Annotated in this window: 19 protein-coding genes; 2 read left to right on the top strand and 17 right to left on the bottom strand. The window is 73.7% G+C overall.

Annotated elements, in window-relative coordinates:
• Nucleotides 1-37: 37 nt before the first annotated feature.
• Together ACQZOG_RS11495 and ACQZOG_RS11490 are read right to left on the bottom strand one after the other, a co-directional pair.
• Nucleotides 38-826, bottom strand: a complete 789-nt coding sequence (locus ACQZOG_RS11495; RefSeq protein ID WP_033275123.1) for a carbon-nitrogen hydrolase family protein — start codon at nucleotides 824-826, stop codon at nucleotides 38-40.
• A gap of 144 nt (nucleotides 827-970) precedes the next feature.
• Nucleotides 971-1,873, bottom strand: a complete 903-nt coding sequence (locus ACQZOG_RS11490) for an NAD(P)-dependent oxidoreductase (protein ID WP_033275122.1) — start codon at nucleotides 1,871-1,873, stop codon at nucleotides 971-973.
• Between the two features lie 84 nt (nucleotides 1,874-1,957).
• Between ACQZOG_RS11490 and ACQZOG_RS11485 the strand changes: the two genes are divergently transcribed.
• Nucleotides 1,958-2,323, top strand: coding sequence for a winged helix-turn-helix transcriptional regulator (locus tag ACQZOG_RS11485; protein WP_033275121.1), 366 nt, complete (start codon nucleotides 1,958-1,960; stop codon nucleotides 2,321-2,323).
• A gap of 100 nt (nucleotides 2,324-2,423) precedes the next feature.
• Here ACQZOG_RS11485 and ACQZOG_RS11480 read toward each other — a convergent pair whose 3' ends face one another.
• The 12 genes from ACQZOG_RS11480 to fmt all read right to left on the bottom strand — a co-directional run bounded on the left by ACQZOG_RS11480 (nucleotide 2,424) and on the right by fmt (nucleotide 15,954).
• On the bottom strand, nucleotides 2,424-3,632 hold the full coding sequence (locus tag ACQZOG_RS11480; RefSeq protein WP_033275120.1) for an MFS transporter: 1,209 nt from the start codon (nucleotides 3,630-3,632) through the stop codon (nucleotides 2,424-2,426).
• Nucleotides 3,633-3,732: 100 nt separating this feature from the next.
• Nucleotides 3,733-5,913 carry a bifunctional polysaccharide deacetylase/glycosyltransferase family 2 protein gene (locus ACQZOG_RS11475; protein ID WP_401457301.1) on the bottom strand — a complete coding sequence of 727 codons (2,181 nt, stop codon included), beginning with the start codon at nucleotides 5,911-5,913 and terminating at the stop codon, nucleotides 3,733-3,735.
• Entirely contained in the window at nucleotides 5,913-6,605 is a 693-nt protein-coding gene (locus ACQZOG_RS11470; protein ID WP_033275119.1) for a hypothetical protein, read from the bottom strand. The genes ACQZOG_RS11475 and ACQZOG_RS11470 overlap by 1 nt, the downstream gene beginning before the upstream one ends.
• A 113-nt stretch (nucleotides 6,606-6,718) precedes the next feature.
• Nucleotides 6,719-7,171 carry an Lrp/AsnC family transcriptional regulator gene (locus tag ACQZOG_RS11465; protein ID WP_033275118.1) on the bottom strand — a complete coding sequence of 151 codons (453 nt, stop codon included), beginning with the start codon at nucleotides 7,169-7,171 and terminating at the stop codon, nucleotides 6,719-6,721.
• A gap of 10 nt (nucleotides 7,172-7,181) precedes the next feature.
• Nucleotides 7,182-8,660 (bottom strand): amino acid permease, encoded by a 1,479-nt coding sequence (locus ACQZOG_RS11460; protein WP_033275117.1) that lies wholly within the window; start codon nucleotides 8,658-8,660, stop codon nucleotides 7,182-7,184.
• Nucleotides 8,661-8,905: 245 nt separating this feature from the next.
• Entirely contained in the window at nucleotides 8,906-10,348 is a 1,443-nt protein-coding gene (locus ACQZOG_RS11455; RefSeq protein WP_430741871.1) for a GuaB1 family IMP dehydrogenase-related protein, read from the bottom strand.
• Between the two features lie 92 nt (nucleotides 10,349-10,440).
• On the bottom strand, nucleotides 10,441-10,809 hold the full coding sequence (locus ACQZOG_RS11450) for a barstar family protein (protein ID WP_058915731.1): 369 nt from the start codon (nucleotides 10,807-10,809) through the stop codon (nucleotides 10,441-10,443).
• Nucleotides 10,806-11,207, bottom strand: a complete 402-nt coding sequence (locus ACQZOG_RS11445; protein ID WP_033275115.1) for a ribonuclease domain-containing protein — start codon at nucleotides 11,205-11,207, stop codon at nucleotides 10,806-10,808. The genes ACQZOG_RS11450 and ACQZOG_RS11445 overlap by 4 nt, the downstream gene beginning before the upstream one ends.
• 40 nt (nucleotides 11,208-11,247) lie before the next feature.
• Complete coding sequence (locus ACQZOG_RS11440) at nucleotides 11,248-12,291, bottom strand: sugar-binding transcriptional regulator (RefSeq protein ID WP_031022355.1); 1,044 nt, start codon at nucleotides 12,289-12,291, stop codon at nucleotides 11,248-11,250.
• 78 nt (nucleotides 12,292-12,369) lie between these two features.
• A complete protein-coding gene (gene rpe, locus ACQZOG_RS11435) occupies nucleotides 12,370-13,056 on the bottom strand; it encodes a ribulose-phosphate 3-epimerase (protein ID WP_033275114.1) in 687 nt (228 codons plus the stop codon).
• Nucleotides 13,057-13,520: 464 nt separating this feature from the next.
• The gene (locus ACQZOG_RS11430) at nucleotides 13,521-14,948 is read right to left on the bottom strand and encodes an RsmB/NOP family class I SAM-dependent RNA methyltransferase (protein WP_033275113.1); all 1,428 of its coding nucleotides are present in this window, start codon (nucleotides 14,946-14,948) and stop codon (nucleotides 13,521-13,523) included.
• 73 nt (nucleotides 14,949-15,021) lie between these two features.
• Complete coding sequence (fmt, locus tag ACQZOG_RS11425) at nucleotides 15,022-15,954, bottom strand: methionyl-tRNA formyltransferase (RefSeq protein WP_033275112.1); 933 nt, start codon at nucleotides 15,952-15,954, stop codon at nucleotides 15,022-15,024.
• A 293-nt stretch (nucleotides 15,955-16,247) separates the two neighbouring features.
• On the opposite strand from fmt, the gene ACQZOG_RS11420 reads away from it, so the two are divergent.
• The gene (locus ACQZOG_RS11420) at nucleotides 16,248-16,799 is read left to right on the top strand and encodes a hypothetical protein (protein ID WP_033275111.1); all 552 of its coding nucleotides are present in this window, start codon (nucleotides 16,248-16,250) and stop codon (nucleotides 16,797-16,799) included.
• 249 nt (nucleotides 16,800-17,048) lie between these two features.
• Here ACQZOG_RS11420 and ACQZOG_RS11415 read toward each other — a convergent pair whose 3' ends face one another.
• The 3 genes from ACQZOG_RS11415 to coaBC form a co-directional block, all read right to left on the bottom strand.
• Entirely contained in the window at nucleotides 17,049-19,196 is a 2,148-nt protein-coding gene (locus ACQZOG_RS11415; RefSeq protein ID WP_230227312.1) for a primosomal protein N', read from the bottom strand.
• 303 nt (nucleotides 19,197-19,499) lie between these two features.
• Complete coding sequence (gene metK / locus ACQZOG_RS11410; RefSeq protein WP_033275109.1) at nucleotides 19,500-20,708, bottom strand: methionine adenosyltransferase; 1,209 nt, start codon at nucleotides 20,706-20,708, stop codon at nucleotides 19,500-19,502.
• Nucleotides 20,709-20,945: 237 nt separating this feature from the next.
• Nucleotides 20,946-22,148 carry a bifunctional phosphopantothenoylcysteine decarboxylase/phosphopantothenate--cysteine ligase CoaBC gene (coaBC, locus tag ACQZOG_RS11405; protein WP_033275191.1) on the bottom strand — a complete coding sequence of 401 codons (1,203 nt, stop codon included), beginning with the start codon at nucleotides 22,146-22,148 and terminating at the stop codon, nucleotides 20,946-20,948.
• Nucleotides 22,149-22,250: the final 102 nt, after the last annotated feature.

Raw genomic sequence — 22,250 nt, 5'->3', positions numbered from 1 at the left:
GGGTGGGGACTCCTTGCAGTGGTGGAACCGGGGAGGATCAGACGAGGGACCCGTAGAGGGGCGGCCGGCGGTCCCGCAGATACGGGTTGGCCTCGCGCGACGCGGCCAGCAGCACCGGGTCGGCGTCGGCGAGGAGCAGTTCCTCACCGCGCCCGGCGCGGGCGCGGGCGACCCCGTCGGGTCCGGCCAGCGTGGACAGCCCCACGAACTCGAACTCGCCCTCGGGGCCGACCCGGTTGGCGTACGCGATGTACAGCTGGCTCTCGAAGGCCCGCACGGGCACCACGGACTCGGCGACGAACTGGTACGGGTGCAGCAGTGCCGTGGGCACCAGCAGCAGGTCGGTGCCGGCGAGGGCGTGGGCCCGGACGTTCTCCGGGAACTCCACGTCGTAGCAGATCATCAGGCCGACGGTGAGGCCGTCCAGCTCGGCCTGCACGACCGTGGCGTCCCCCGGGGTGAAGTGGTCCCGCTCGAAGCCGCCGTAGAGGTGGGTCTTGCGGTAGTTCGCGAGACGGGCGCCGTCGGGGGCGACGAGCTGGACGGAGTTGTACACCGTGTCTCCGTCCCGCTCGGGGTAGCCGTAGGCGACGGCGAGGCCGTGCCGGACCGCGGTCTCGGCGATCGCGTCCGCGGCGTCACCGTCGGCGGGCTCGGCAAGACGGCCGAGGTCGTCGCCGATGGCGTACCCGGTGAGGAACAGCTCCGACGTCACCAGCAGACCCGCCCCCGCGGCGGCCGCACGTCCGGCGGCCTCGTCGAGAACCTTGAGGTTCTCGACGACGTGGCCGGGACGGCCGGAGCTCTGGAGCAGGGCGGTGCGCATGGGTGATCCTCACCGGAAGGCGGGGGTTGGGGTCACCCATGAAGGTACGGTCGCCCGCCCGCGCCGGACAAGGAGAAGCCGTTGCGCACCGGTGCGCCGATCGTTGCGCATGGAGGGCCGATCACGGCGATTCGTTGCACGGGATCAGCGGGCGCCCCGGATGCTGTCGATGATGCGGCTCCAGTTGTCGCCGCCGTGCCCGTCCTCGATCGCGCGCCGGTAGTGCCCCTGCACGGCCAGCGGGAGCGCGAGGTCCAGACCGAGCGACCTGCTGGTCTCGACGATGTGGTCGGACGTCGCGCCCATCATCGTCACGGTGCTGAGATCACCGGGATGCTCACCGGCGTCGAGCGCGCTGCCCGGATTCTCCTCGCCGGCCCGCAGGATGTCGCCGGTCGAATCGGCGGAGGAGAGCAGCTCCGGCAGCGCCTCCCGGGCCTTCATCCCCGCGGAGCCCAGCATCGCGGTGGCGTGCATCAGCCCGGACAGGGTGGTGAGGAACACCGCGAGCTGGGCCTGGTACATCATCTGGGCGAGACCCGGGTCGTCGCCCAGGTACTTCGGCGTCCCCAGCAGCGCCAGCGCGGCCCGGTGGCTCTCCATCACGCGTTCACGGCCGCTGTAGTAGACGAAGGCCGCCTCCGTGCCGACCATCGGCGCGGGGACCATGACCCCTCCGGTCAGGAAGGCGGCGCCGTGGTCCTCCGCCCAGACGGCCGCCTCACGCGAGCGGTCAGGCGTGTCGGAGCTCAGATTCACCAGGGTCCGGCCGGCGAGCGGACCGACGGCTCCGCCGAGGATGTCGTACATCGCCCGGTAGTCGGTGAGGCTGAGGATCACAAGGTCACTCGCCTCCACCGCCTCCCCGGGCGTCGACGCGAGCGCCGCTCCGCCGGCGACAACGGCTTCGGCCCTGGCTGCGGTGCGGTTCCACACGGTGACCGGATGGCCGGCGGCGAGAAGCGTACGGGTCATGGCCTTCCCCATCGGACCGAGCCCGATCACGGTGACGGAGCGCTCGTGGCTGCTGTTCTCTCGTTCGTTCACCCCTCCATCCTTCGACGCCGTCACTAGGCTCGGAAGTACCGACTTTTTACTGCGGTACTTACCTTTTCGTAAGGGGGACCGGTGATGGCGAAGGCACCCAGAACGGGGCCGTACATCTGCGGCATCGACGCCGCGCTCGACGTGGTGAGCGGCAAATGGAAGGGCCTGATCCTCTGGGAGCTCGACACCCACCGGGTACGCCGCTTCGCCGAGCTCCGCCGCGGTCTGCCCGGGGTGAGCGAGAAGATGCTGACGCAGCACCTGCGGGAGATGGAGGAGGACGGCCTGGTGCACCGGGAGGTGTACGCCGAGGTGCCACCACGGGTGGAGTACTCCCTGACGGAGTCCGGACGCGCCCTGAACAAGGCCCTGGCCCCACTCGGCGCCTGGGGCACCGAGCGGATACGAAGCGAGGGCATCGAAACGGTCCCCGTGTCCCCGCACGGGTGACAACCGCCGCCCGTCGGCCGCCCGCGGCGGGGAGGGGGCGGGGCGGGGGTGGTCGCCCACAGCGGCCGGCGCGTCCGCGCGGAACCCGACGCCGCAGGCGTCACACCTCAGCCCCCACCCGCCGCCCCCTCAGCCGCACCACGCCCACCCCCACCGCCAGCACCACGTACGGCACCGCCGACACCGCGAACGCCGCACCGTGCCCGTGTCCCGACGCGACCACCGCGTACCCCGCGAACACCGTCAGCGTCACGACCTCCGTGCCCAGCCCCGCCACCGACGTCAACGTCGCCCGCCCCGTCGACTCGATCCGGTGCTGGAGACGCGCCTCCGCCAGCACCGTCGCCGCCTGGAAGGCACCGAACGCCACGGCGACCAGCAGAAGTCCCGCCACCGTCCCGGTGACGGCGCCCACCGCCAGAGCGACGCCGCCCCCGCCCAGCAGCAGAGCGAGCCCGCCCGTACCGAACCGCTCCCCCTCCCCCGCCAGCAGGCTCCCCGCCGTGGCCCCGCCCCAGATCACCAGCAGCACCCACGGCACGGCCACATCCGCGGCCCCCGCCTCCCGCACCAGCAGCGGCGTGTACTCGTCCAGCGCCCCCCACACCGCCGCGACCCCAGGCACCAGCAGCAGCGCACCCCGCACGGACCGGTCCCGACGGGCCTCACCCAGACCGGCCCGCAGCGCGACGCCCCAGCCCTGACGCTCCTCGGCCGGCGCCACCTCGTGCTCGGGGAACCTCAGCGCGGTCACCGAGGTCAGCAGGCACACCAGCACACTCGCCGCCCCCACGGCCGCATGCCCGCCCCACGCCAGCACGGGCCCGGCCAGCCCCATCGCCGCCATCACGGCAACGAGCCCCGCCGCCCGCGCCCGCCCCAGCACGCGCGCGTACCGGCCCGAGGCCCCGCCGCGCTCCAGTTCGTCGTAGACGAGGGCCTCCAGCGCACCGGAGCACAGCGCCCCGCCGGTCCCCCACAGCACGAACCCCGCCGCGAACGCGGCGTACGACGGCACGAGCACCCACAGCGCGAACCCGGCGCCCGTCAGCAGGGGGCCGATGACCAGCAGCAGCCGACGCGACACCGCGTCGGCCCACGCCCCGGACGGAACCTCCAGCACCACGGCCGTCACCGACCACAGGGCGAACAGGGACGAGATCTGCCACACGGACAGCCCGGCGTCGCTGAACAGCAGCGCGTACACCGGGTACAGCAGGACGAATTCTTCGAGGAACGAGTAGCCGTACAGCGTGGTCGTGAGCCGACGCACGCGCACGTCGACGGCACGCGTGGGCGTGAGAGTCATGAGGCCTTCCCGTAAGGGCGGTTCGGACACCGGACGCTGAGGTCGAACGGCGCCCGAGGCGGCCCTCGGGAGGCACTACGGCTGCATCAATGTCGCCAGGTCATACTCCCGAGGGTAGTCCTCCGCCCCTCGGCGGCACCACCACATTCCCCTTCCGCTTCATCCGCTGCCACGGCAGCCGATACCCGCTGAGCGCGGTGAGACAGGCCTGCACCAGCACCAGGTACATCACCTGCCGGTACACGACCTGCTGCACCGGCAGCGCCCACAGCGGCCGCAACGGCTCCCCGTCGAGCCGGAAGGCGTACGCGGCGCACACGCCCTGCACGGCCAGCACCCCCAGCCAGGCCAGCGCGGTGAGGAGCGGGTCGCCGAACACCAGCCCGTACAGGGTCAGCAGGTCGATCAGCGGGGCGAGCAGCGGCGTGAGGATTTGGAACACCGCCAGCAGCGGCAGCCCGACCCGCCCGAACCGTCCGGCGTGGCCCCGCTCGACGAGCGCGTGCCGGTGCTTCCACGCGGCCTGCATGGTGCCGTAGCTCCACCGGTACCGCTGGCGCCACAGTTGCCGCAGCGACCCCGGGGCCTCGGTCCAGGCGACGGCGTGCTCGGCGTACCGGACGTCCCACCCGGCCCGGTGCAGGGCCATGGTGATGTCGGTGTCCTCGGCGAGGGTGTCCCCGCTCATCATCCCGGCCCTGCGCAGGGCGGTGACGCGGAAGGCGCCGACGGCCCCTGGCACGGTCGGCATGCAGCGCAGCAGGTCGTACATGCGCCGGTCGAGGTTGAAGCCCATGACGTACTCGATGTGCTGCCAGCGGCCGAGCATGCCGTGCCGGTTGCCGACCTTGGCGTTGCCCGCGGTGGCGCCGACGGAGGGGTCGGCGAACGGCTCGACGAGGCGGCGGACGGTCGAGGGCTCGAAGACGGTGTCCGCGTCGAGCATCACCACGATCTCGTGCGAGGCGCGCAGCACCCCGGTGTTCAGCGCGGCGGCCTTGCCCCGGTTGGGCGTGCGCACCACGGTCACCCCGGGCAGCCCCAGTGCCTCGGCGGCGTCGGCGGTCCCGTCGTCGGAGCCGTCGTCCACGACGACGATCTCCACCGGCTGGTCGCTCGCGACCAGCGACCGCAGCGTCTTGCCGATGCACACGACCTCGTTGTACGCGGGCACGACCACGCTGACCGGCCCGGTGACGGGCGGTCCGGGACCGGCCCGCGGACGCCGGCGTGCGAGCCGCGCGTGACGGTGGGCCAGCCCGAGCATCAGCACGCACCGCGCGAGCACCAGCCCCCCGACGACCAGCAGCAGCGCGCCCAGCACGGACACCGTCGTGCCCGACACGGTCACGGCGGTCACGAACACCCACCCCCGCCACCGCTCGGCGGTGTCGACTCCGCCCGTGAGGCGTTCGACGCCCACCAGCTCGGCGACCGTGGAGAAGCGGTAGCCGTCGGCCTTGAGCCGCGGTACCAGCGTCTCCAGCGCCCGCACGGTCTGCGAGCGGTCGCCTCCGGAGTCGTGGAGCAGCACGATCGTGCCCCGGCCGGGCGCCTCGGGGACGGCCGCGTCGGCGATGGCACGGGCGCCGGGCCGGCTCCAGTCGCGGGTGTCCTGGTCGACGAAGGCCAGGACATACCCCTTCCCGCCGAGGTGCCGTGCGACGGTCCAGGAGGGGCCGTCCAGGGCGCCGGTGGTCGAGGAGTACGGCATCCGCAGGAGCGAGCTGTGGACGCCGGCGGCCCCGGCAAGGGCGAGCTGGGTGAACGCCAGCTCCCGGTCGACCGTGTCCTCGGACTGCGTGGCCAGGTCGGGGTGGGAGAAGGTGTGCACCCCGATCTCGTGTCCCGAGCGGATCAGGTCCCGGACGAGGTCGGGGTGGCGGGCGGTCTGCCGTCCGGTGACGAAGAAGGTGCCGGGCACGTCGTTGCGGTCGAGGACCTCGCGGATCCGGGGCGTCCACACGGGGTCGGGTCCGTCGTCGAAGGTCAGGACGACCGTCCTGGGCGGGGCGCGGTAGGTGCGCGGAGGATCGTGGCCCGCGTCGACGACCGGGCCTCCGCCCGCGACCTCCGGGGGCACGCCCGCTCCGCTCCCTCCGGCCCGCTCCCCGCGGCCCTCCTGGTCCCCGGCGAAGCCGCGGGAGGTGTATCCCTCGACGGCGAGGACGGACACGACGAAGGCAAGCAGGACCAGCGGGACCACGACGCGGAACCAGCGCCGCCGCGGCGCCGGCGTCGCGGGCGGCGGAGGGGCCGGGCGGCGCGGTCGCCCCCGCATCAGGGGGTCCCGGCGGCCGGCGGGTCGTCGGGCGGGGAGGCGCCGGGGTTCTCGGACGGCGCCTCGGGCGTGGGCTGAGGTGTCCCGGGCGGTTCGGGCGGGGCGTCCGTACCGGGCCCGGACGGCTCGTCGGTGCCGGGCGGCGGCGCCTCGGAGTCACCGCCGTCTCCGGGCGCGGACGGCTCACCGGCACCCGGCTCCTGCGGTTCCTCGGGCGCACCGGGCTCCTCGGTGCCGGGCTCCTCGGGGGGCGTCGAGCCGTCCGTGACCTCGACGCCCCCCGCGTCGGGCGGCTCCACCGGCACCCCGGCGACACTGCCGGGCTCGGCGCCGGGCGGCTGCAGCAGGGAACCCGCCGGGTCCGCGCCGACGACGAGCGGGATGAGGGGCGTACCCGGCCCCACCCTGGCCCCGCCCTCCTCGGACGGCCGGGCGTCCCCCTCGGCGTCCTGGCGCTGCGGGGCGGTCGGTGAGGACTCGCCGGGCAGGGGCGGCAGCAGGGCCTCCGGGGCGAACGGGGTCGCCCCCATCAGGCTCAGCGCGAGGACGCCCAGATAGCCGGCCGCCAGTCCCGCGGCCCCGTATCCGGCCCGTCGCAGCAGCCGGGCCCGCCGGCCGGAGGCGTCGACGAAAACCGGGTCCGGCCCCTCGGGCTCACCGGTCACCGCACCGGAATCGGAGGGCTGCCGCATATGCCCCAGATTACGCCGGTTCGGTGACCCTCACGCGGGGACGGCCCGGCCTCACGCGGGGACGGCCCGCCGGAAAAGGTGGGCCGTCCGCGTGGAGGAACCGGCGTCACGACCTAGGTCGGCGAGCCGGACGAGAACCGCCGCAGCAGCGGGGACAGCACCAGCACGGACTTGGTGCGCTCGACGAAGGGCTCGCCGGCGATCCGCTCCAGCACCCGTTCGAAGTGGCGCATGTCGGAGGCGAAGACCTGGGCGACCGCGTCCGCGTCCCCGGTGACGGTGGAGGCGGCGACGACCTCCTGGTACCGCTCCAGGCCCCGCTGGATGGTCTCCGGGGAGGTGTTGCTGCGGCAGTAGATCTCGACGAACCCCTCCGTCTCCCAGCCGAGGGCGGCAGGGTCCACCCGCACGGTGAAGCCGGTGATGGCCCCGGTGGCGCGCAGCCGGTCCACGCGCCGTTTGACGGCGGGCGCGGAGAGGCCGACGAGCTGGCCGATGTCCGCGTAGGAGCGGCGGGCGTCCTCGGCGAGGGCGTGCACGATGCGTTCGTCGAGATCGTTCAGCACTGCGGGTGGTTCACTTCGCTTCTGACGGGGCGGGGGCGGCGAGCCGGGAGCGGCGGTAGCCGTAGAGGAAGTAGAACACGAGCCCGACGGCCATCCAGACACCGAAGACGACCCAGGTGACGGTGGACAGGCTGCCCATCATCCACAGGCAGAAGCCGAAGCCGACGGCGGGCAGCAGCGGGGACAGCGGCACGCGGAAGGTGCGCGGCATGTCGGGGCGGCTGCGGCGCAGCACGACGACGGCGACGTTGACCAGGGCGAAGGCGAAGAGGGTGCCGATGCTGGTGGCGTCGGCGAGCTGGCCGAGCGGGACGGCGGCGGCGAGGACTCCGCAGAACAGTGAGACGATCACGGTGTTGGCGCGGGGCGTGCCGGTGCGCGGGCTGACCCGGGCGAACACCTTGGGCACCAGGCCGTCGCGGGACATGGCGAACAGGATGCGGGTCTGGCCGTAGAGGACGGTGAGGACGACGCTCGCGATGGCGATGACCGCGCAGAACGCCAGCAGGGTGCCCCAGAAGCTCTGGCCGGTGACCTCGCGCATGATCTGGGCGAGGGTGGCCTCCGAGTCGGTGAACTGCCGCCACGGCTTGGCGCCCACGGCGACGGCGGCGACGAGGACGTACAGCGCGGTGATGATGGCGAGGGACAGCAGGATCGCGCGGGGCAGGTCGCGCTGGGCGTTCTTGGCCTCCTCACCGGCGGTGGAGGCGGCGTCGAAGCCGATGTACGAGAAGAACAGGGTGGCTCCGGCGGCGCTGACGCCGGCCATGCCGAGCGGCATGAAGTTCTCGTAGTTGCCGGAGCGGAAGCCCTGGACGCCGATGGCACAGAACAGCACCAGTGCGCCGATCTTGACGAGGACCATGACGGTGTTGGCGCGGGCGGACTCGCGGGCGCCGCCGAGCAGGAACGCCATGGCCAGCATGACGACGATCAGTGCCGGGGCGTTGAAGACGCCGCCGTCGCCGGGCGGGGCGGACAGTGCGGCGGGCAGGGTGACGCCGATGGTGCCGTCGAGGAGTTCGTTGAGGTACTCGCCCCAGCCGACGGCGACGGCGGCGACCGAGACGCCGTACTCCAGCATCAGGCACCAGCCGCAGACCCAGGCGATCAGTTCGCCCATCGTTGCGTACGCATACGAGTAGGAGGAGCCGGAGACGGGGATCGTGCCGGCCAGTTCCGCGTAGGACAGGGCGGAGAAGAGGGCCGTCAGACCGGCGATGACGAAGGACAGCGTGACCGCGGGACCGGCCTTGGGGACGGCCTCGCCGAGGACGACGAAGATGCCGGTGCCGAGCGTGGCGCCGATGCTGATCATGGTCAGCTGCCACAGCCCGAGGGAGCGGCGCAGGGTGCCGCCCTCGCCCTGGCCACCCTCGGCGACCAGGCGTTCCACCGGCTTGCGGCGCATCAGGCGCATGACCGCGCCCCGGGAGTGCGGGGCGGAGGGACCGCCGTTGTGCGGGGGTGCGCCATGGTCGAGCACGCGGGGACTCCTTGATCGCTGCCGGTCTTCCGCGGCCGGGACCGGACGGCGCCCCGCGACAGCCGGGACCCGTCGAGCGGGGTCCCCGCCACACACGTACAGCGGGTAACACTACGAAGTTCTTCGTTGCTGCTGAAATGCAGCAACCTTGCGCACCACCGCAAGATCATTGCGTTCCCCGAGGTGAGGCGGGTGTTCGTTGCGCCGGCCGTGTGGGCCGTTCCACACCCGCCTCACCGGGTGGATCAGCTCCAGCTGGCGTGCAGCGGCTTGCCCTCGGCGAAGCCGGCCGCGCTCTGGACGCCGACGACGGCCTTCTCGGCGAACTCCTCCAGCGAGGCGGCGCCCGCGTAGGTGCAGGAGGAGCGGACGCCCGCGATGACCGAGTCGATCAGGTCCTCGACGCCCGGGCGCTCCGGGTCGAGGAACATGCGGGAGGTGGAGATGCCCTCCTCGAACAGCGCCTTGCGGGCGCGGTCGTAGGCGGACTCCTCGGAGGTGCGGTTGCGCACGGCGCGGGCGGAGGCCATGCCGAAGGACTCCTTGTAGGGGCGGCCGTTCGCGTCGTGCTGGAGGTCGCCCGGGGACTCGTAGGTGCCGGCGAACCACGAGCCGATCATCACGTTGGACGCGCCGGCCGCGAGGGCCATGGCCACGTCGCGCGGGTGACGGACGCCGCCGTCGGCCCACACGTGCTTGCCGTACTTCTTCGCCTCGGCGGCGCACTCCAGCACGGCGGAGAACTGCGGCCGGCCGACGCCGGTCATCATGCGGGTGGTGCACATGGCGCCGGGGCCGACTCCGACCTTGACGATGTCCGCGCCGGCCTCGATCAGGTCGCGGACGCCCTCTGCGGAGACGATGTTGCCGGCCACCACCGGCACCTGCGGGTCGAGCCCGCGCACCAGCCGGACGGCGTTGATCATCGACTCCTGGTGGCCGTGCGCGGTGTCGATCACGAGGGTGTCGACGCCCGCCTCGAGGAGCTGCTTGGCCTTGCCGGCCACGTCGCCGTTGATGCCGACGGCGGCGGCGATGCGCAGGCGTCCCTGCGCGTCCGTCGCGGGCGTGTACAGGGTGGCGCGCAGGGCGCCCTTGCGGGTCAGGATGCCGGCCAGGCGGCCCTCGGCGTCCACGGCGGGCGCGTAGCGGCGGTTGGCGCCGTCGAGCGTGTTGAAGGCCTCGCGCGGGTCCATGCCGGCGTCGAGGAGGAGCAGGTCCTTGGACATGACCTCGTCGAGCTGGGTGAAACGGTCCACGCCGGTCAGGTCGGCGTCGGTGACCACGCCGACCGGACGGCGCTCCTCGTCGACGACCACGCCCGCGTTGTGTGCCCGCTTGGGCATCAGGGACAGCGCGTCGGCGACGGTCTGGTGCGGGGCCAGCACGATCGGCGTGTCCAGCACCAGGTGGCGGGACTTCACCCAGGAGACGACCTCGGCGACGACCTCGATCGGGATGTCCTGCGGTATGACCACCAGTCCGCCGCGCCGGGCGACCGTCTCGGCCATGCGGCGGCCGGCGATCGCGGTCATGTTGGCGACGACGAGCGGGATCGTGGTGCCCGTGCCGTCGGGCGAGCTGAGGTCCACACCCTGCCGCGAGCCGACCGCGGAGCGGCTCGGCACCATGAAGACGTCGTCGTACGTCAGGTCGTACGGGGGCTGGATGTCGTTGAGGAAACGCACGTGCTGCACATCCCAGTCGATCAGAGGTGGCCCCCGGACAGGTCAGCCAGGGGGAAGAGCACGTACTTCATTCTCCCACGGCGACCGGAATGTCAGTCCCGGTCGGATCGTCCAGCCTGGTCGGGAAGGTGCTCGGCGGATCCTCCAACGGCGAGCGCCACGGTGAGCGCGGGGTCGCGTCCGACCGCCTCGGCGAACACCTCCTGGGCGGTCGCCCACTCCTGGGGGCGGGCCTCGGCGTAGGCCCGCCAGCCGCGGACGACGAGCAGCAGGCCGCGTCCGTCCGCGCCCTCGGGCCACACGGTGCGGTCGGAGAGGGAGTCGACGAGGGCGTCCCAGTTGCGGCCGAACCAGTCGGGCAGCGCGAGCGCGCGGGCGCAGCGGTCCATCAGGCCCGCCTTGTCGGTCACCCCGTCCAGGTCGAGGGGGACGACGAGCCGGCCGGTGAGGTCGTGGGTCATCTCGGTACCGCCGTGAACGATGCGTAGTGGTCGTCGGTGTAGTACGTCTCGCCGTTCCGGCCGGTGACGACGCGCCGGGCGCCCCGGTCGTCGGATCCGGGCGTGGGCACCGTGTACTCACGGTAGTAGCCGCGTTCGTGCCGGGGCAGCAGCCCTTCGAAGTTGCCGAACACGGAGCCGTCCCGTTCGTAGGGGAACGGGCCGCCCTCGTCGATGAGTTGAAGGGTGCGGCGGGCCTCGGCGGGCAGCTCGGACACCTCGGTGACGGGCATTCCCTCGGCCCAGGCCGGGGTTCCGGTGCGGCCGCCTCCGTCGTCACCGCCGGACGAGCAGCCGGCCAGCAGGGCGAGGAGCAGGCAGGCCACGAGACGTGGGAGGAGGGCCCGTAGCGGCATCATGCGGCCGATGCTGCCAGCCCCCTCCCTGTCCCACCCGTCGTCAGGGGCCGTCCGGGTCCGCGCGGTTCAGGGCGGAGCGCGGTGCGGGTCCCGCGGTCATCAGGTAGTCGGCGGCCGAGGTGTCGGTCACCAGGCTGGTGACGAGGCCGGAACGCAGCACCGCGTCGATGGCCGGGCCCTTGCGCTGGCCGCCGGCGATGGCGACGACCTCGGGCACCTTGCGCAGCTGGTCGGTCTTGACGGTGATGCACCGCTCGCCCAGGTCGCGGCCCACCCGGCGCCCCTCGGCGTCGAAGAGGTGCGCGGACATCTCGGCGGCGACGCCGAGGGAGGCGTAGTGGGCGCGCTCCTCGTCGCTGAGCATGTCGTGCACCGTGGAGATGCCCGGCTCCCAGGAGCCGATGGACACACAGGCGACGGTGACCTTGTCGAAGTACTCGAAGGCCCGCGCGATACCGGTCTGGTGGCGCAGCGCCTCCGCGGTGGCGGCGTCGGGCAGCAGCATCGGCGCGTAGATGGGGTGGGCGTCGCCGCCCGACACCTGCGCGGCGCGGCGCACGGCCTCGACCGAGCCGCGCTCCGCCGTGCCCGCGTCGTACACGCCGGTCAGCTGGACGACCGTGCAGGGCGGGAGCCGGTCCAGGGCCGCCGCCATGTGGATGGTGGAGCGTCCCCAGGCGAGGCCCAGCACGTCCCCCTCGTTGACCAGCTCGCCGAGCAGGTCGGCGGCCACCTCTCCCAAATTCTCCGGGTCGGGCGTCTCCTCGGCCTCGGCCGGGGACTCGACCACGACCGCGTGCCGCAGGCCGTAGCGGGCGCGGAGCGCGTCCGAGCGCTCGGCGTCCAGCTCGGCGGGCACGCGGATCTCGATGCGTACCAGATCCCGCTCGAGGGCGGTCTCAAGCACCCGGGCCACCTTGAAGCGGCTGACGCCGAACTCCTCGGCGATCTGGATCTTGGACTTCCCCTCGAGGTAGAAGCGGCGGGCCATGGCCGCCGCCTGCACCAGCTCAGCGGGTCCCATCCGCATGGCTGACCGGCCCGCCGACATACCCGACACGGCGATCTCCTCACTGCTGTTCACACTCTGGACTCGCCGTTCATCCTTGCAGATCCGGCGCTGTCGATCAGCCCTGCTGACCGCCGTTCACGTATATGACGCTCAGTGGTCGTGCAACCACGACGCCTTCGACGTCGCCGCCTCCGCCTGCTTGCGCAGGGCACGCACCGCCTCGGCCGGGTCCGACGCCCCGTACACGGCGGATCCCGCCACGAAGACGTCCGCGCCGGCGTCGGCGCACCGCTCGATGGTCGAGGCCGACACGCCGCCGTCGACCTGGAGCCACAGCTCCAGCCCGTGCTTGCTGATCAGCTCACGCGTGCGGCGGATCTTCGGCAGCATGATGTCGAGGAACGCCTGCCCGCCGAAGCCCGGTTCAACCGTCATGATCAGCAGCATGTCCAGCTCGGGCAGCAGGTCCTCGTACGGCTCGATCGGCGTCGCGGGCCGCAGTGCCATGGAGGCGCGGGCGCCCTTGGCGCGGATCTCCCGGGCGAGCCGGACGGGCGCGGTGGCCGCCTCGACGTGGAAGGTGACCGAGCCGGCCCCCGCCTCCACGTACTGCGGCGCCCAGCGGTCGGGCGCCTCGATCATCAGATGGCAGTCCAGCGGCGTGTCCGTGGCCTTGGCGAGCGACTCCACGACGGGCACGCCGAGCGTCAGGTTCGGCACGAAGTGGTTGTCCATCACGTCGACGTGGAGCCAGTCGGCTCCCTCGACGGCCTTCGCCTCCTCGGCGAGCCGGGCGAAGTCGGCGGACAGGATGCTGGGACTGATCTGCGGGGCCATGCCCCAAGCGTATGCGCTGCGCCGCGCGGCGGTGCGGACGGTCCGGGGACTGGTCAACGGCGGGCGGCGGCACGGAGATCCGCGCCGACGCCGTCCTGTGGTCGGCATGCTGCCGGCGCGAGCCACGCCGCCGTGTCCGCCGGCGGAATCCGGTTCTGTGCCCGCGGCAGTCACAAGCTCGCCGATGAGCCCCGCCGTTGCCCGTGGCGGCGCACCCGGGGCTTGTTGACCGATGCCGAGCGTCCCCTCCGTCCGTGGTGTTCCGCCCCGGCGGGCGGTGGACAGGTTCCCGCCGGGCTCGGTCGCGGGCGCTCGATCCCCCCGGCTGCCCGTCCGGCCCGGGCCACCGGTCGCGGACGAGCGGGCCGGGCACCGCGCGGGAGGTGCTGCCGCGGGCCGTGGCCCGGCAAGCGCGACGGCACGGCGGCTTCCGTCGAGGGCGGCGGGGCTCCTGCGCCCCCGGATCAGGCGGTACGGCGCAACAGCGCCAGATACATCGCGTCCGTGCCGTGAAGGTGGGGCCAGAGCTGGATGTCCGGGCCCTCGCCCAGGTCCGGGACGTCCGGGAGGAGCGGGCGGGCGTCGATCAGTTCGGCGTCCGGGAACTGCTTGAGCAGGTCCGCCACCACCGCCCGGGTCTCCGCGAGGTGCGGCGAGCAGGTGGCGTAGCCGACGACACCGCCGACGCGTACGGACTCCAGGGCCGTGCGCAGCAGCCCGCGCTGGAGCGGCGCGAAACCGTCCAGGTCCTCCGGGCGACGCCGCCATCGTGCCTCGGGCCTGCGGCGCAGCGCGCCGAGACCGGTGCACGGCACGTCGACCAGGACGCGGTCGAAGCTGCCGGGCCGCCACGGCGGCCGCGTCCCGTCGGCGGCGACCACCTGGTACGGGCCGGGGTTCCCGGCCAGCGCCTTGGCGACCAGCCCCGCCCGGTGCGGCTGCTTCTCGGAGGCGAGCAGCACGGCCCCGCGTTCGGCAGCGAGCGCGCCGAGCAGCGCGGCCTTGCCGCCGGGACCCGCGCACGCGTCCAGCCACCGCCGGTCCGGCCCTTCCACCGGCGCCGCCGCGAGCGCGAGCGCCACCAGCTGGCTGCCCTCGTCCTGGACCCCGGCCCGCCCCTCGGCGACCGCCGGGACCGCGCCGGGTTCCCCTCCCTCGGTGAGCCGGACCGCGTACGGCGACCAGCGGCCGGGGACGGCGGCCTCCTCGGCGAGCAGCTCGTCGGCGGTGGCCCGCCCGGGACGGGCGACCAGCGTCACCTCGGGCCGCTCGTTGTCGGCGCGCAGCAGTTCTTCCACACCGGCGCGTCCGCCGCCGAGGGAGTCCCACAGCGCGGAGACCACCCAGCGCGGGTGCGAGTGGACGACGGCGAGGTGGTCCTCCGGGTCCTCGTCGTACGGCGGCGCGACCCGCTCCAGCCAGCCGTCCAGGTCGTCCTGGGCGATCTTCCGCAGCACGGCGTTGACGAACTTGGCGCGCCCGTCGCCGAGCACCACCCGGGCCAGCTCGACCGTGGCGGACACGGCGGCGTGCGTCGGGATCCGCGTGCCGAGGAGCTGGTGCGCGCCGAGGCTCAGCACGTCCAGCACCGGCGGGTCGACCTCGCGCAGCGGGCGGTCGACGCAGGCCGCGATGACGGCGTCGTAGGTGCCCTGCCTGCGCAGGGTGCCGTACACCAGCTCGGTGGCCAGCGCCGCGTCCCGCGCGTCGAACTTCTCGGGGCCCTCGTTCTCCCGCGCCTTGCGCAGCAGTGGGGGCAGGACGAGGTTGGCGTACGCGTCACGCTCGTCCACGGCCCGCAGCGCCTCGAAGGCGAGGATGCGGACCGGGTCCTTCTTGGGTCGGCGGTAGGGCTTGGCGGGCCTGCGGGGCCGACGGGGCTGGTCGCTCACGAAAAAGGTGCTCCGGATGTGGGTGGACGTGCGCGCCCCAGCCTACGGCGTACGCCGGGGAGGCCGGGGTCCGTCAGTCGCCGAGGGTCTCGCCGGCCGCGATCCGCACTCCCCGCGCCCAGTCCGCGCCGCGCATCGGCTTCTTCCCTTGCGGCTGCACCCACAGCAGTTCCACGGCGTACGAACCGGTCCCGACGTGCACGTTGTTCTTCCCGGCGGACAGTTGCCCGGGCGTCAGGTCCGTCCGCTCCGGTACGGGCCTCGCCTGCACGATCTTCAGCCGCTCGCCGCGGAAGGTGGTCCAGGCGCCGGGCGCGGGCGTGCAGCCGCGCACCACCCGGTCCACGCGCAGCGCCGGGGTCCCCCAGTCGACGCGGGCGTCCTCGACGTTGACCTTGGGCGCCAGGCTGACGCCCTCCGCGGGCTGCGGCACGGCCTTCAGCGTCCCGTCCTCGATGCCGTCCATCGTCGCGGCGAGCAGTCCCGCGCCGGCGAAGGCGAGCCGGGTGAGCAGGTCGCCGCTGGTGTCCGTGGGGCGGATCTCCTCGGTGACGGTGCCGTAGACGGGCCCGGAGTCCAGCCCCTCCTCGATGAGGAAGGTGCTGGCGCCGGTGATCTCGTCGCCGGCCATGATCGCGTGCTGCACGGGCGCGGCGCCGCGCCAGGCGGGCAGCAGCGAGAAGTGCAGGTTGACCCAGCCGTGGGCGGGGATGTCGAGGGCGACGCGCGGCAGCAGCGCGCCGTAGGCGACGACGGGGCAGCAGTCGGGGGCGATCTCCCGGAGCCGCTCCAGGAAGTCGGGGTCCTTCGGCCTGACCGGCTTCAGCACCTCGATGCCGGCCTCCTCCGCCCGCTCGGCGATCGGCGAGGCGACCAGCCGGCGGCCGCGTCCGGCAGGCGCGTCGGGCCGCGTGACGACGGCCGCGACCTCGTGCCGCCCGGAGGCGAGAAGAGCGTCCAGAGCGGGAACGGCGACCTCGGGGGTACCGGCGAAGACGAGCTTCATGGGGTGCGCAGGGCCTCTCGGGCGGGAACGGTTCGGGCGACGCACCAGTCTATGGGGCGGCCTTCACCCCGGGACGCAGGGACGGGGTCCGCGTCCGGGCCAGGGCCCTCGCGATGCAGGAACGTTCCGAGCTGCGGGCGTTCCCGTGCACGCCGGTTTCCTCAGGGGCGTACGCATATGCCGCCGCGCCCCAGCCCGTGACCCGGGGACCGGAACGGCGTTGGTCAAGGAAGAGTTGACCAAGGGCCCCGAGGGGGTCCGTTCCTTTCAACGCCGGTTCGAGAGGCTTGTTCATGGCCGACCACGCAACCCACGACGCCCAGGCTCGGGCCAGCCTGCACTTGCTGGTGCGGGACATCGAGCGGGTCCGCCGGCAGGTGGACGCACTGCGCACGCTCACCGCCCAGCTCGGCAACGTCTACCGCCCCCGCCGCTCCGGTCCCTCCACGGGCTTCGTCGTCTACGGACGAGCCCCCGCCCCGACCGTCCGTCTCGCCCAGGAACTGCGCGACAGCGTCGAGACGCTGGTCACGGCCGCCGTGGACTTCGACCGTTCCCTGGGCTTCTCGTGGGACGCGGTGGGCTCCGCGCTCGGGGTCACCAAGCAGGCCGTGCACCGCCGGTACGGAGCGCGGCGCGCCGCCGCGGCGCAGGCGGCGGCCTCCGCCGAGACCGAGCGGGCTCCGGAGTCCTCGGGCGCCCGGACGGTGAACGTCGGGTCCGGCGTGACGACGGTGCCGACGGTGCCGGCGGCTCGGGCCATGCCGACGCAGCCGACCGCGGGGAGCCCGTCCCTCCGCGAGGACCCTCGCCCCACGGCCTTCCCGACCCCCCGCAACGGCTGACCCGCGCGCCCGCCCTCCCGCCGCCGTCCCGGGAGGGCACGCCCCATGATGTGTGCAGTCGCAGCGCCGGGTGCGGGTCATCCGTGGCTGGTCGCGCAGTTCCCCGCGCCCCCGAGGGCGTTGCTGCGGGAGCTGTTTGAAGCGCCCCCGGCCGTTGCGGGCAGTCGTGCCGCTGGGGCGGCACGGGTGGGCGCAACGGCACCCCCCGCGGCGAGCGGCAGAACAGCGCCCCAGCCGACCGCACACGCGTCACCCGATGTCCGGCGGATCGATCCGCACCCACACGGGTGTGCTCCCGCCGCGCGCCATCCGCGCCGCCTGCGCAGCCTTCAGCGCGCTCGCCAGCGCAGCCCCGTGCCCCGGGGGAACGCGGATCAACGCCCGATCCCACTGCTCCCCCGGCGGAGGCGCCCCCGGCCGACGGGGACGCCCCGCCGGAGTGACCGGCATCGGCACCGGCCCCAGCACCTCCGCACTGGGCGGCAACTCCACCGCGCCGAGGAACTCGGCCACCGCCTCCCCGGGCCCGGCCACCGCCGCCATCCGAGACACGGGCGGGAAGCCCAGTTCCCCCCGCTCCGCCAGTTCCCGAACCGCGAATCCCGCGGGGTCCCACCGCACCAACGCCTGCACCGGCCGCAGCGTCGGCTCGGCGACCACCACCACCGTCCCGCCCGCCGTCTGCGGCCGGACCAGCGCCGCCGCGCCCATCCACCGGCGCAGCGCGTCCTCCCCGGCCCGCAGGTCGGGGCGGCTCAGCATGGCCCAGCCGTCCAGCAGCAGCGCCGCCGCGTACCCGCCCTCGGCGACCGGTTCCGCGCCCGGTGTGCTCACCACCACCGCCGGCGCCCCCGGCACCGTGTCCAGCACGTGCTCCCGCCCCGACGTACGCACCGGCACCGCGGGGAACGCCCGCCCCAGCTCCTCGGCGGTCCGCCGCGCCCCCACCACCTGCGCCCGCAGCCGGAAACCACCGCACTCGGGACAGTGCCAGCCGCCCTCCGTGCGCCCGCACCACCCGCAGCGCAGGTCGTCCGAGCCGTGCGCCTCCAGCGGGCCCGAGCAGTGGCGGCACCGCGCCGGCGCCCGGCAGGTCGCGCACGCCATGCGCGGGACGTACCCGCGCCGGGGCACCTGGACCAGCACCGGCCCGTGCCGCAGGCCCTCCCTGACGGCCTGCCAGGCGAGCGTGGGCAGCCGGGCGGCGCGCGCGGCCTCGTCCCGCGCCAGATCGTGGTCCCCGACCGTCCGCACCAGCGGCGCGGACGCCCGCACCCCCTCCCGCGTGGCCTGCAACGGCCGCGCCCAGCCCGTGTCCACGAGCTGCGCCGCCTCCACCGTGCAGCTCCAGCCACCCAGCAGGAAGCCGCACCGGTCCTGCGCGGCCCGCAGCAGCAGCACCTCCCGGGCGTGCGGCTGCGGCGCGTGCTGCTCGCTGTGGTTGTCGTCGCCGTCGTCCCACACCGCGACCAGACCTAGGTCGCGCACCGGGGCGAACATCGCCGCCCGCGTGCCGATCACCGCCCGCACCGACCCGCGCCGTACGGCGAGCCACTGGGCGTACCGCTTCTCCGGCCCGGCGTCGGCGGTGAGCACCGCGTGCCGCCCCTCCCCCAGCAGCTCGGTGAGCGCGGCGTCGAGCCGGGCCACGGCACGACCGTCCGGCAGGACGACCAGCGCGCCGCGCCCCGAGGACAGGGTCGCCGCGACCGTGCGGGCGATCTCCTCGCACCACAGCGGACCGGGCAGGGCGTTCCACACCGCGCGCGGGCTGCCGCCCGAGGCCAGGGACTCCAGGAAGGACGGCCCCTGCTCGTACCGCTCCCAGGAGCCCGCGGCCGGAGCCGGGGGCGGGGGCAGCGGGTCCGGCGAGCGTCGCTGCTCGGCGCGGGCATTGCGCGGCGGCACCGCGAGCTGGAGGACGTCGGCGAGGCTGCCCGCGTACCGGTCGGCGACCGCGCGGGCGAGGCCGAGCAGCTCCTCGTCCAGCACTCGCTCGGGTGAGACGACCTGGGCGAGCGCGGCCAGCGGGCCCGAGTAGTCGGACTCGGCCCGTCGCTCGATAAGGAACCCGTCGATCAGGCCTCCGCCCTCGCGCCGTCCGTCCCGCACGCGGTGCCGGCCGGCGCCGAAGCGCACCCGCACCCGCACTCCCGGCTGGGCGTCGGCGTCCAGCTCCTCGGGGACGGCGTAGTCGAAGTAGCGGTCGAGGTGGAGGACGCCCTTGTCGACGAGGACGCGGGCGACGGGCAGCTCCTTGGCGAGGGCGGCGCCGCGCCAGGTGCGGGGTTTCGCGCGGGGGGTTCTCGTCCGGCGGACGGTCTCGCGGATGAGCGCGAGCTGCTCCGGGGGCGCGCCCTGCGCAACCCCGTCCGCCTGTCCGTCCTCGCTGCTCACCCCTGCATTGTTCCAAACGTGACTGACAACGCCGGCGCCCTCAGCAACACCCCTCAGGGGCGCGGGGAACTGCGCGCTCAGCCACGGAGGTCCCGCACCCGGCGCTGCGAGGTGCCGCTGCGCCCACCCGTGCCGCCCCAGCGGCACGACTGCCCGCAGCTAGGACGCCCCAGGGGCGCGGGGAACTGCGCGCTCAGCCACGCACCACCCGCACCCTGCCGGCCGGCAAAACGCACCAAGACCCGGCACCCCTCCCCCGAAGGGGAAGCGCACCGGGCCCCGGCGAAAGAGCAAGCCCGTGGGCTACAGCCCCGCGGCCTTCCGCAGTTCCGCCACGCGGTCCGTCCGCTCCCACGTGAAGTCCGGCAGCTCACGGCCGAAGTGACCGTACGCCGCGGTCTGGGCGTAGATCGGACGCAGCAGGTCCAGGTCGCGGATGATCGCGGCAGGACGGAGGTCGAAGACCTCGTCGATCGCCCGCTCGATCTTGTCGACGTCGACCTTGGCCGTGCCGAAGGTCTCCACGAACAGGCCCACCGGCTCCGCCTTGCCGATCGCGTACGCGACCTGCACCTCGCAGCGGGCGGCCAGGCCGGCCGCGACCACGTTCTTCGCGACCCAGCGCATCGCGTACGCGGCCGAGCGGTCCACCTTGGACGGGTCCTTGCCGGAGAAGGCGCCACCGCCGTGGCGCGCCATGCCGCCGTAGGTGTCGATGATGATCTTCCGGCCGGTGAGGCCGGCGTCACCCATCGGGCCGCCGATCTCGAACCGCCCGGTCGGGTTCACCAGCAGACGGTAGTTCTCGGTGTCGAGCTTGATGCCGTCCTCGAGCAGCGCCTTCAGCTCCGGCTCGACGACGAACTCGCGGATGTCGGGGGCGAGCAGCGACTCCAGGTCGATGTCGGAGGCGTGCTGCGAGGAGACGACGACGGTGTCCAGGCGGACCGCCTTGTCGCCGTCGTACTCGATGGTGACCTGGGTCTTGCCGTCCGGGCGCAGGTAGGGGATGGTCCCGTTCTTGCGGACGTCGGACAGGCGCTTGGACAGGCGGTGCGCCAGGAAGACCGGGAGCGGCATCAGCGTCGGCGTCTCGTCCGTCGCGTAGCCGAACATCAGGCCCTGGTCGCCCGCGCCCTGGCGGTCCAGCTCGTCGTCGTCGCCCTCGACCCGGGTCTCGTACGCCGTGTCGACGCCCTGGGCGATGTCCGGGGACTGCGCGCCGATCGACACGGAGACGCCGCAGGAGGCGCCGTCGAAGCCCTTCTTCGAGGAGTCGTAACCGATCTCCAGGATCTTGTTGCGCACCAGCGTCGCGATGTCCGCGTACGTCTTGGTGGTGACCTCGCCGGCCACGTGCACGAGGCCGGTGGTGATCAGGGTCTCGACGGCGACCCGGGAGGTCGGGTCCTCGCGGAGCAGCGCGTCGAGAATGGTGTCGCTGATCTGGTCAGCGATCTTGTCGGGGTGACCCTCGGTCACGGACTCCGAGGTGAAGAGACGACGGGACACAATGCTCCCTGGGGTTGCAGCGGCTGCTGGCTGATCATGGGCGAACGGCGGGGGCTGCACCCGACGCCGTCCGTGGAACAGTTTATCGGTCGTGCGTCGCCGCGGGTCCCCCCGTCTCGCCTCGCGAGAGCGCTGTGACCTGCGGCACGGGCATTCTCTCCGGGCGGGGCGCGGTTCGCCAGAGGCGCCACACCCCGGATGGAGGCGTTCCGGGTGGCCGGGGAACGGATGAGCCATTCATGCGAGGCGCTCGGCGACGAGGTCCCAGACGGTGTCGGCGAGGGCCTCTTTCGGCCCGTGCGGCACGGGCGTCTCGCTGCCGTCGGCGCCCAGCACCACGGCCTCGTTGGTCTCGGAGCCGAAGGTCTTCGCCTCGCCCACCTCGTTCACCACGAGGAGGTCGCACCCCTTGCGCTTCAGCTTGGCGCGGCCGTTGGCGAGGACGTCGTCGGTCTCCGCGGCGAAGCCGACGATCACCTGTCCGGACCTCACCCGGTCGCCGGAGACCTCCGCGAGAATGTCCGGATTCCGTACCAGGGTGATGGGCTCCGGCTCCTTGTCGTCCTTCTTCTTGATCTTCCCGGCCGCGTAGACGGAGGGGCGGAAGTCGGCGACGGCGGCGGCCATGACGACCGCGTCGGCGTCGCGGGCGGCGGCGAGGACGGCTTCGCGCAGTTCCACGGCCGTCCCGACGCGGACGATGTCGACGCCGGCCGGGTCGGGCAGCGCGGTGTTGGCGGCGACCAGGGTGACGCGGGCTCCGCGGGCCGCGGCTGTGCGGGCGAGGGCGTAGCCCTGCTTGCCGGAGGAGCGGTTGCCGAGGAAGCGAACCGGGTCGAGGGGCTCGCGGGTGCCTCCGGCGCTGACGACGACGTGCCGTCCGGCGAGGTCGGGGGCGGTGGCGCCGCGGGCCAGGACGCGGCGGCAGACCTCGAAGATCTCGGCGGGGTCGGGGAGTCGGCCCTTGCCGGTGTCGACGCCGGTGAGGCGGCCGACGGCCGGCTCGACGACGACGGCGCCGCGGGCGCGCAGCGTGGCCACGTTCTCCTGGGTGGCCGGGTGCTCCCACATCTCCGTGTGCATGGCGGGGGCGAAGACCACCGGGCAGCGCGCGGTGAGGAGGGTGTTGGTGAGGAGGTCGTCGGCGAGGCCGTGGGCGGCCTTGGCGAGCATGTCGGCCGTGGCGGGCGCGACGACGACCAGGTCGGCGTGCTGTCCGATGCGGACGTGCGGCACCTCGTGGACGTCGTCCCAGACCTCGGTGGAGACCGGGTTGCCGGACAGGGCGGACCAGGTGGCGGCGCCGACGAAGTGCAGCGCGGAGGCGGTGGGGACGACGCGTACGTCGTGTCCCGACTCGGTGAGCCGCCTCAGCAGCTCACAGGCCTTGTAGGCGGCGATGCCGCCGCTGACCCCCAGAACGACCTTCGGCTTGTCCACCGTCTCTCCCCGCACCTCGGAATCCTGCTTCCCTCACCCATGAGAACACCACAGGCCCGGCAGACGTCTGCCGGGCCTGTGGAAAAGTCAGCTGCGAGCTGA

This window comes from Streptomyces sp. P13-3-3, from assembly GCF_050571355.1.
Taxonomy (GTDB): Bacteria; Actinomycetota; Actinomycetes; order Streptomycetales; family Streptomycetaceae; genus Streptomyces; species Streptomyces althioticus.
The sequence above is the reverse complement of the archived record's forward strand: the minus strand, read 5'-3'. Positions and strand labels throughout refer to the sequence as shown.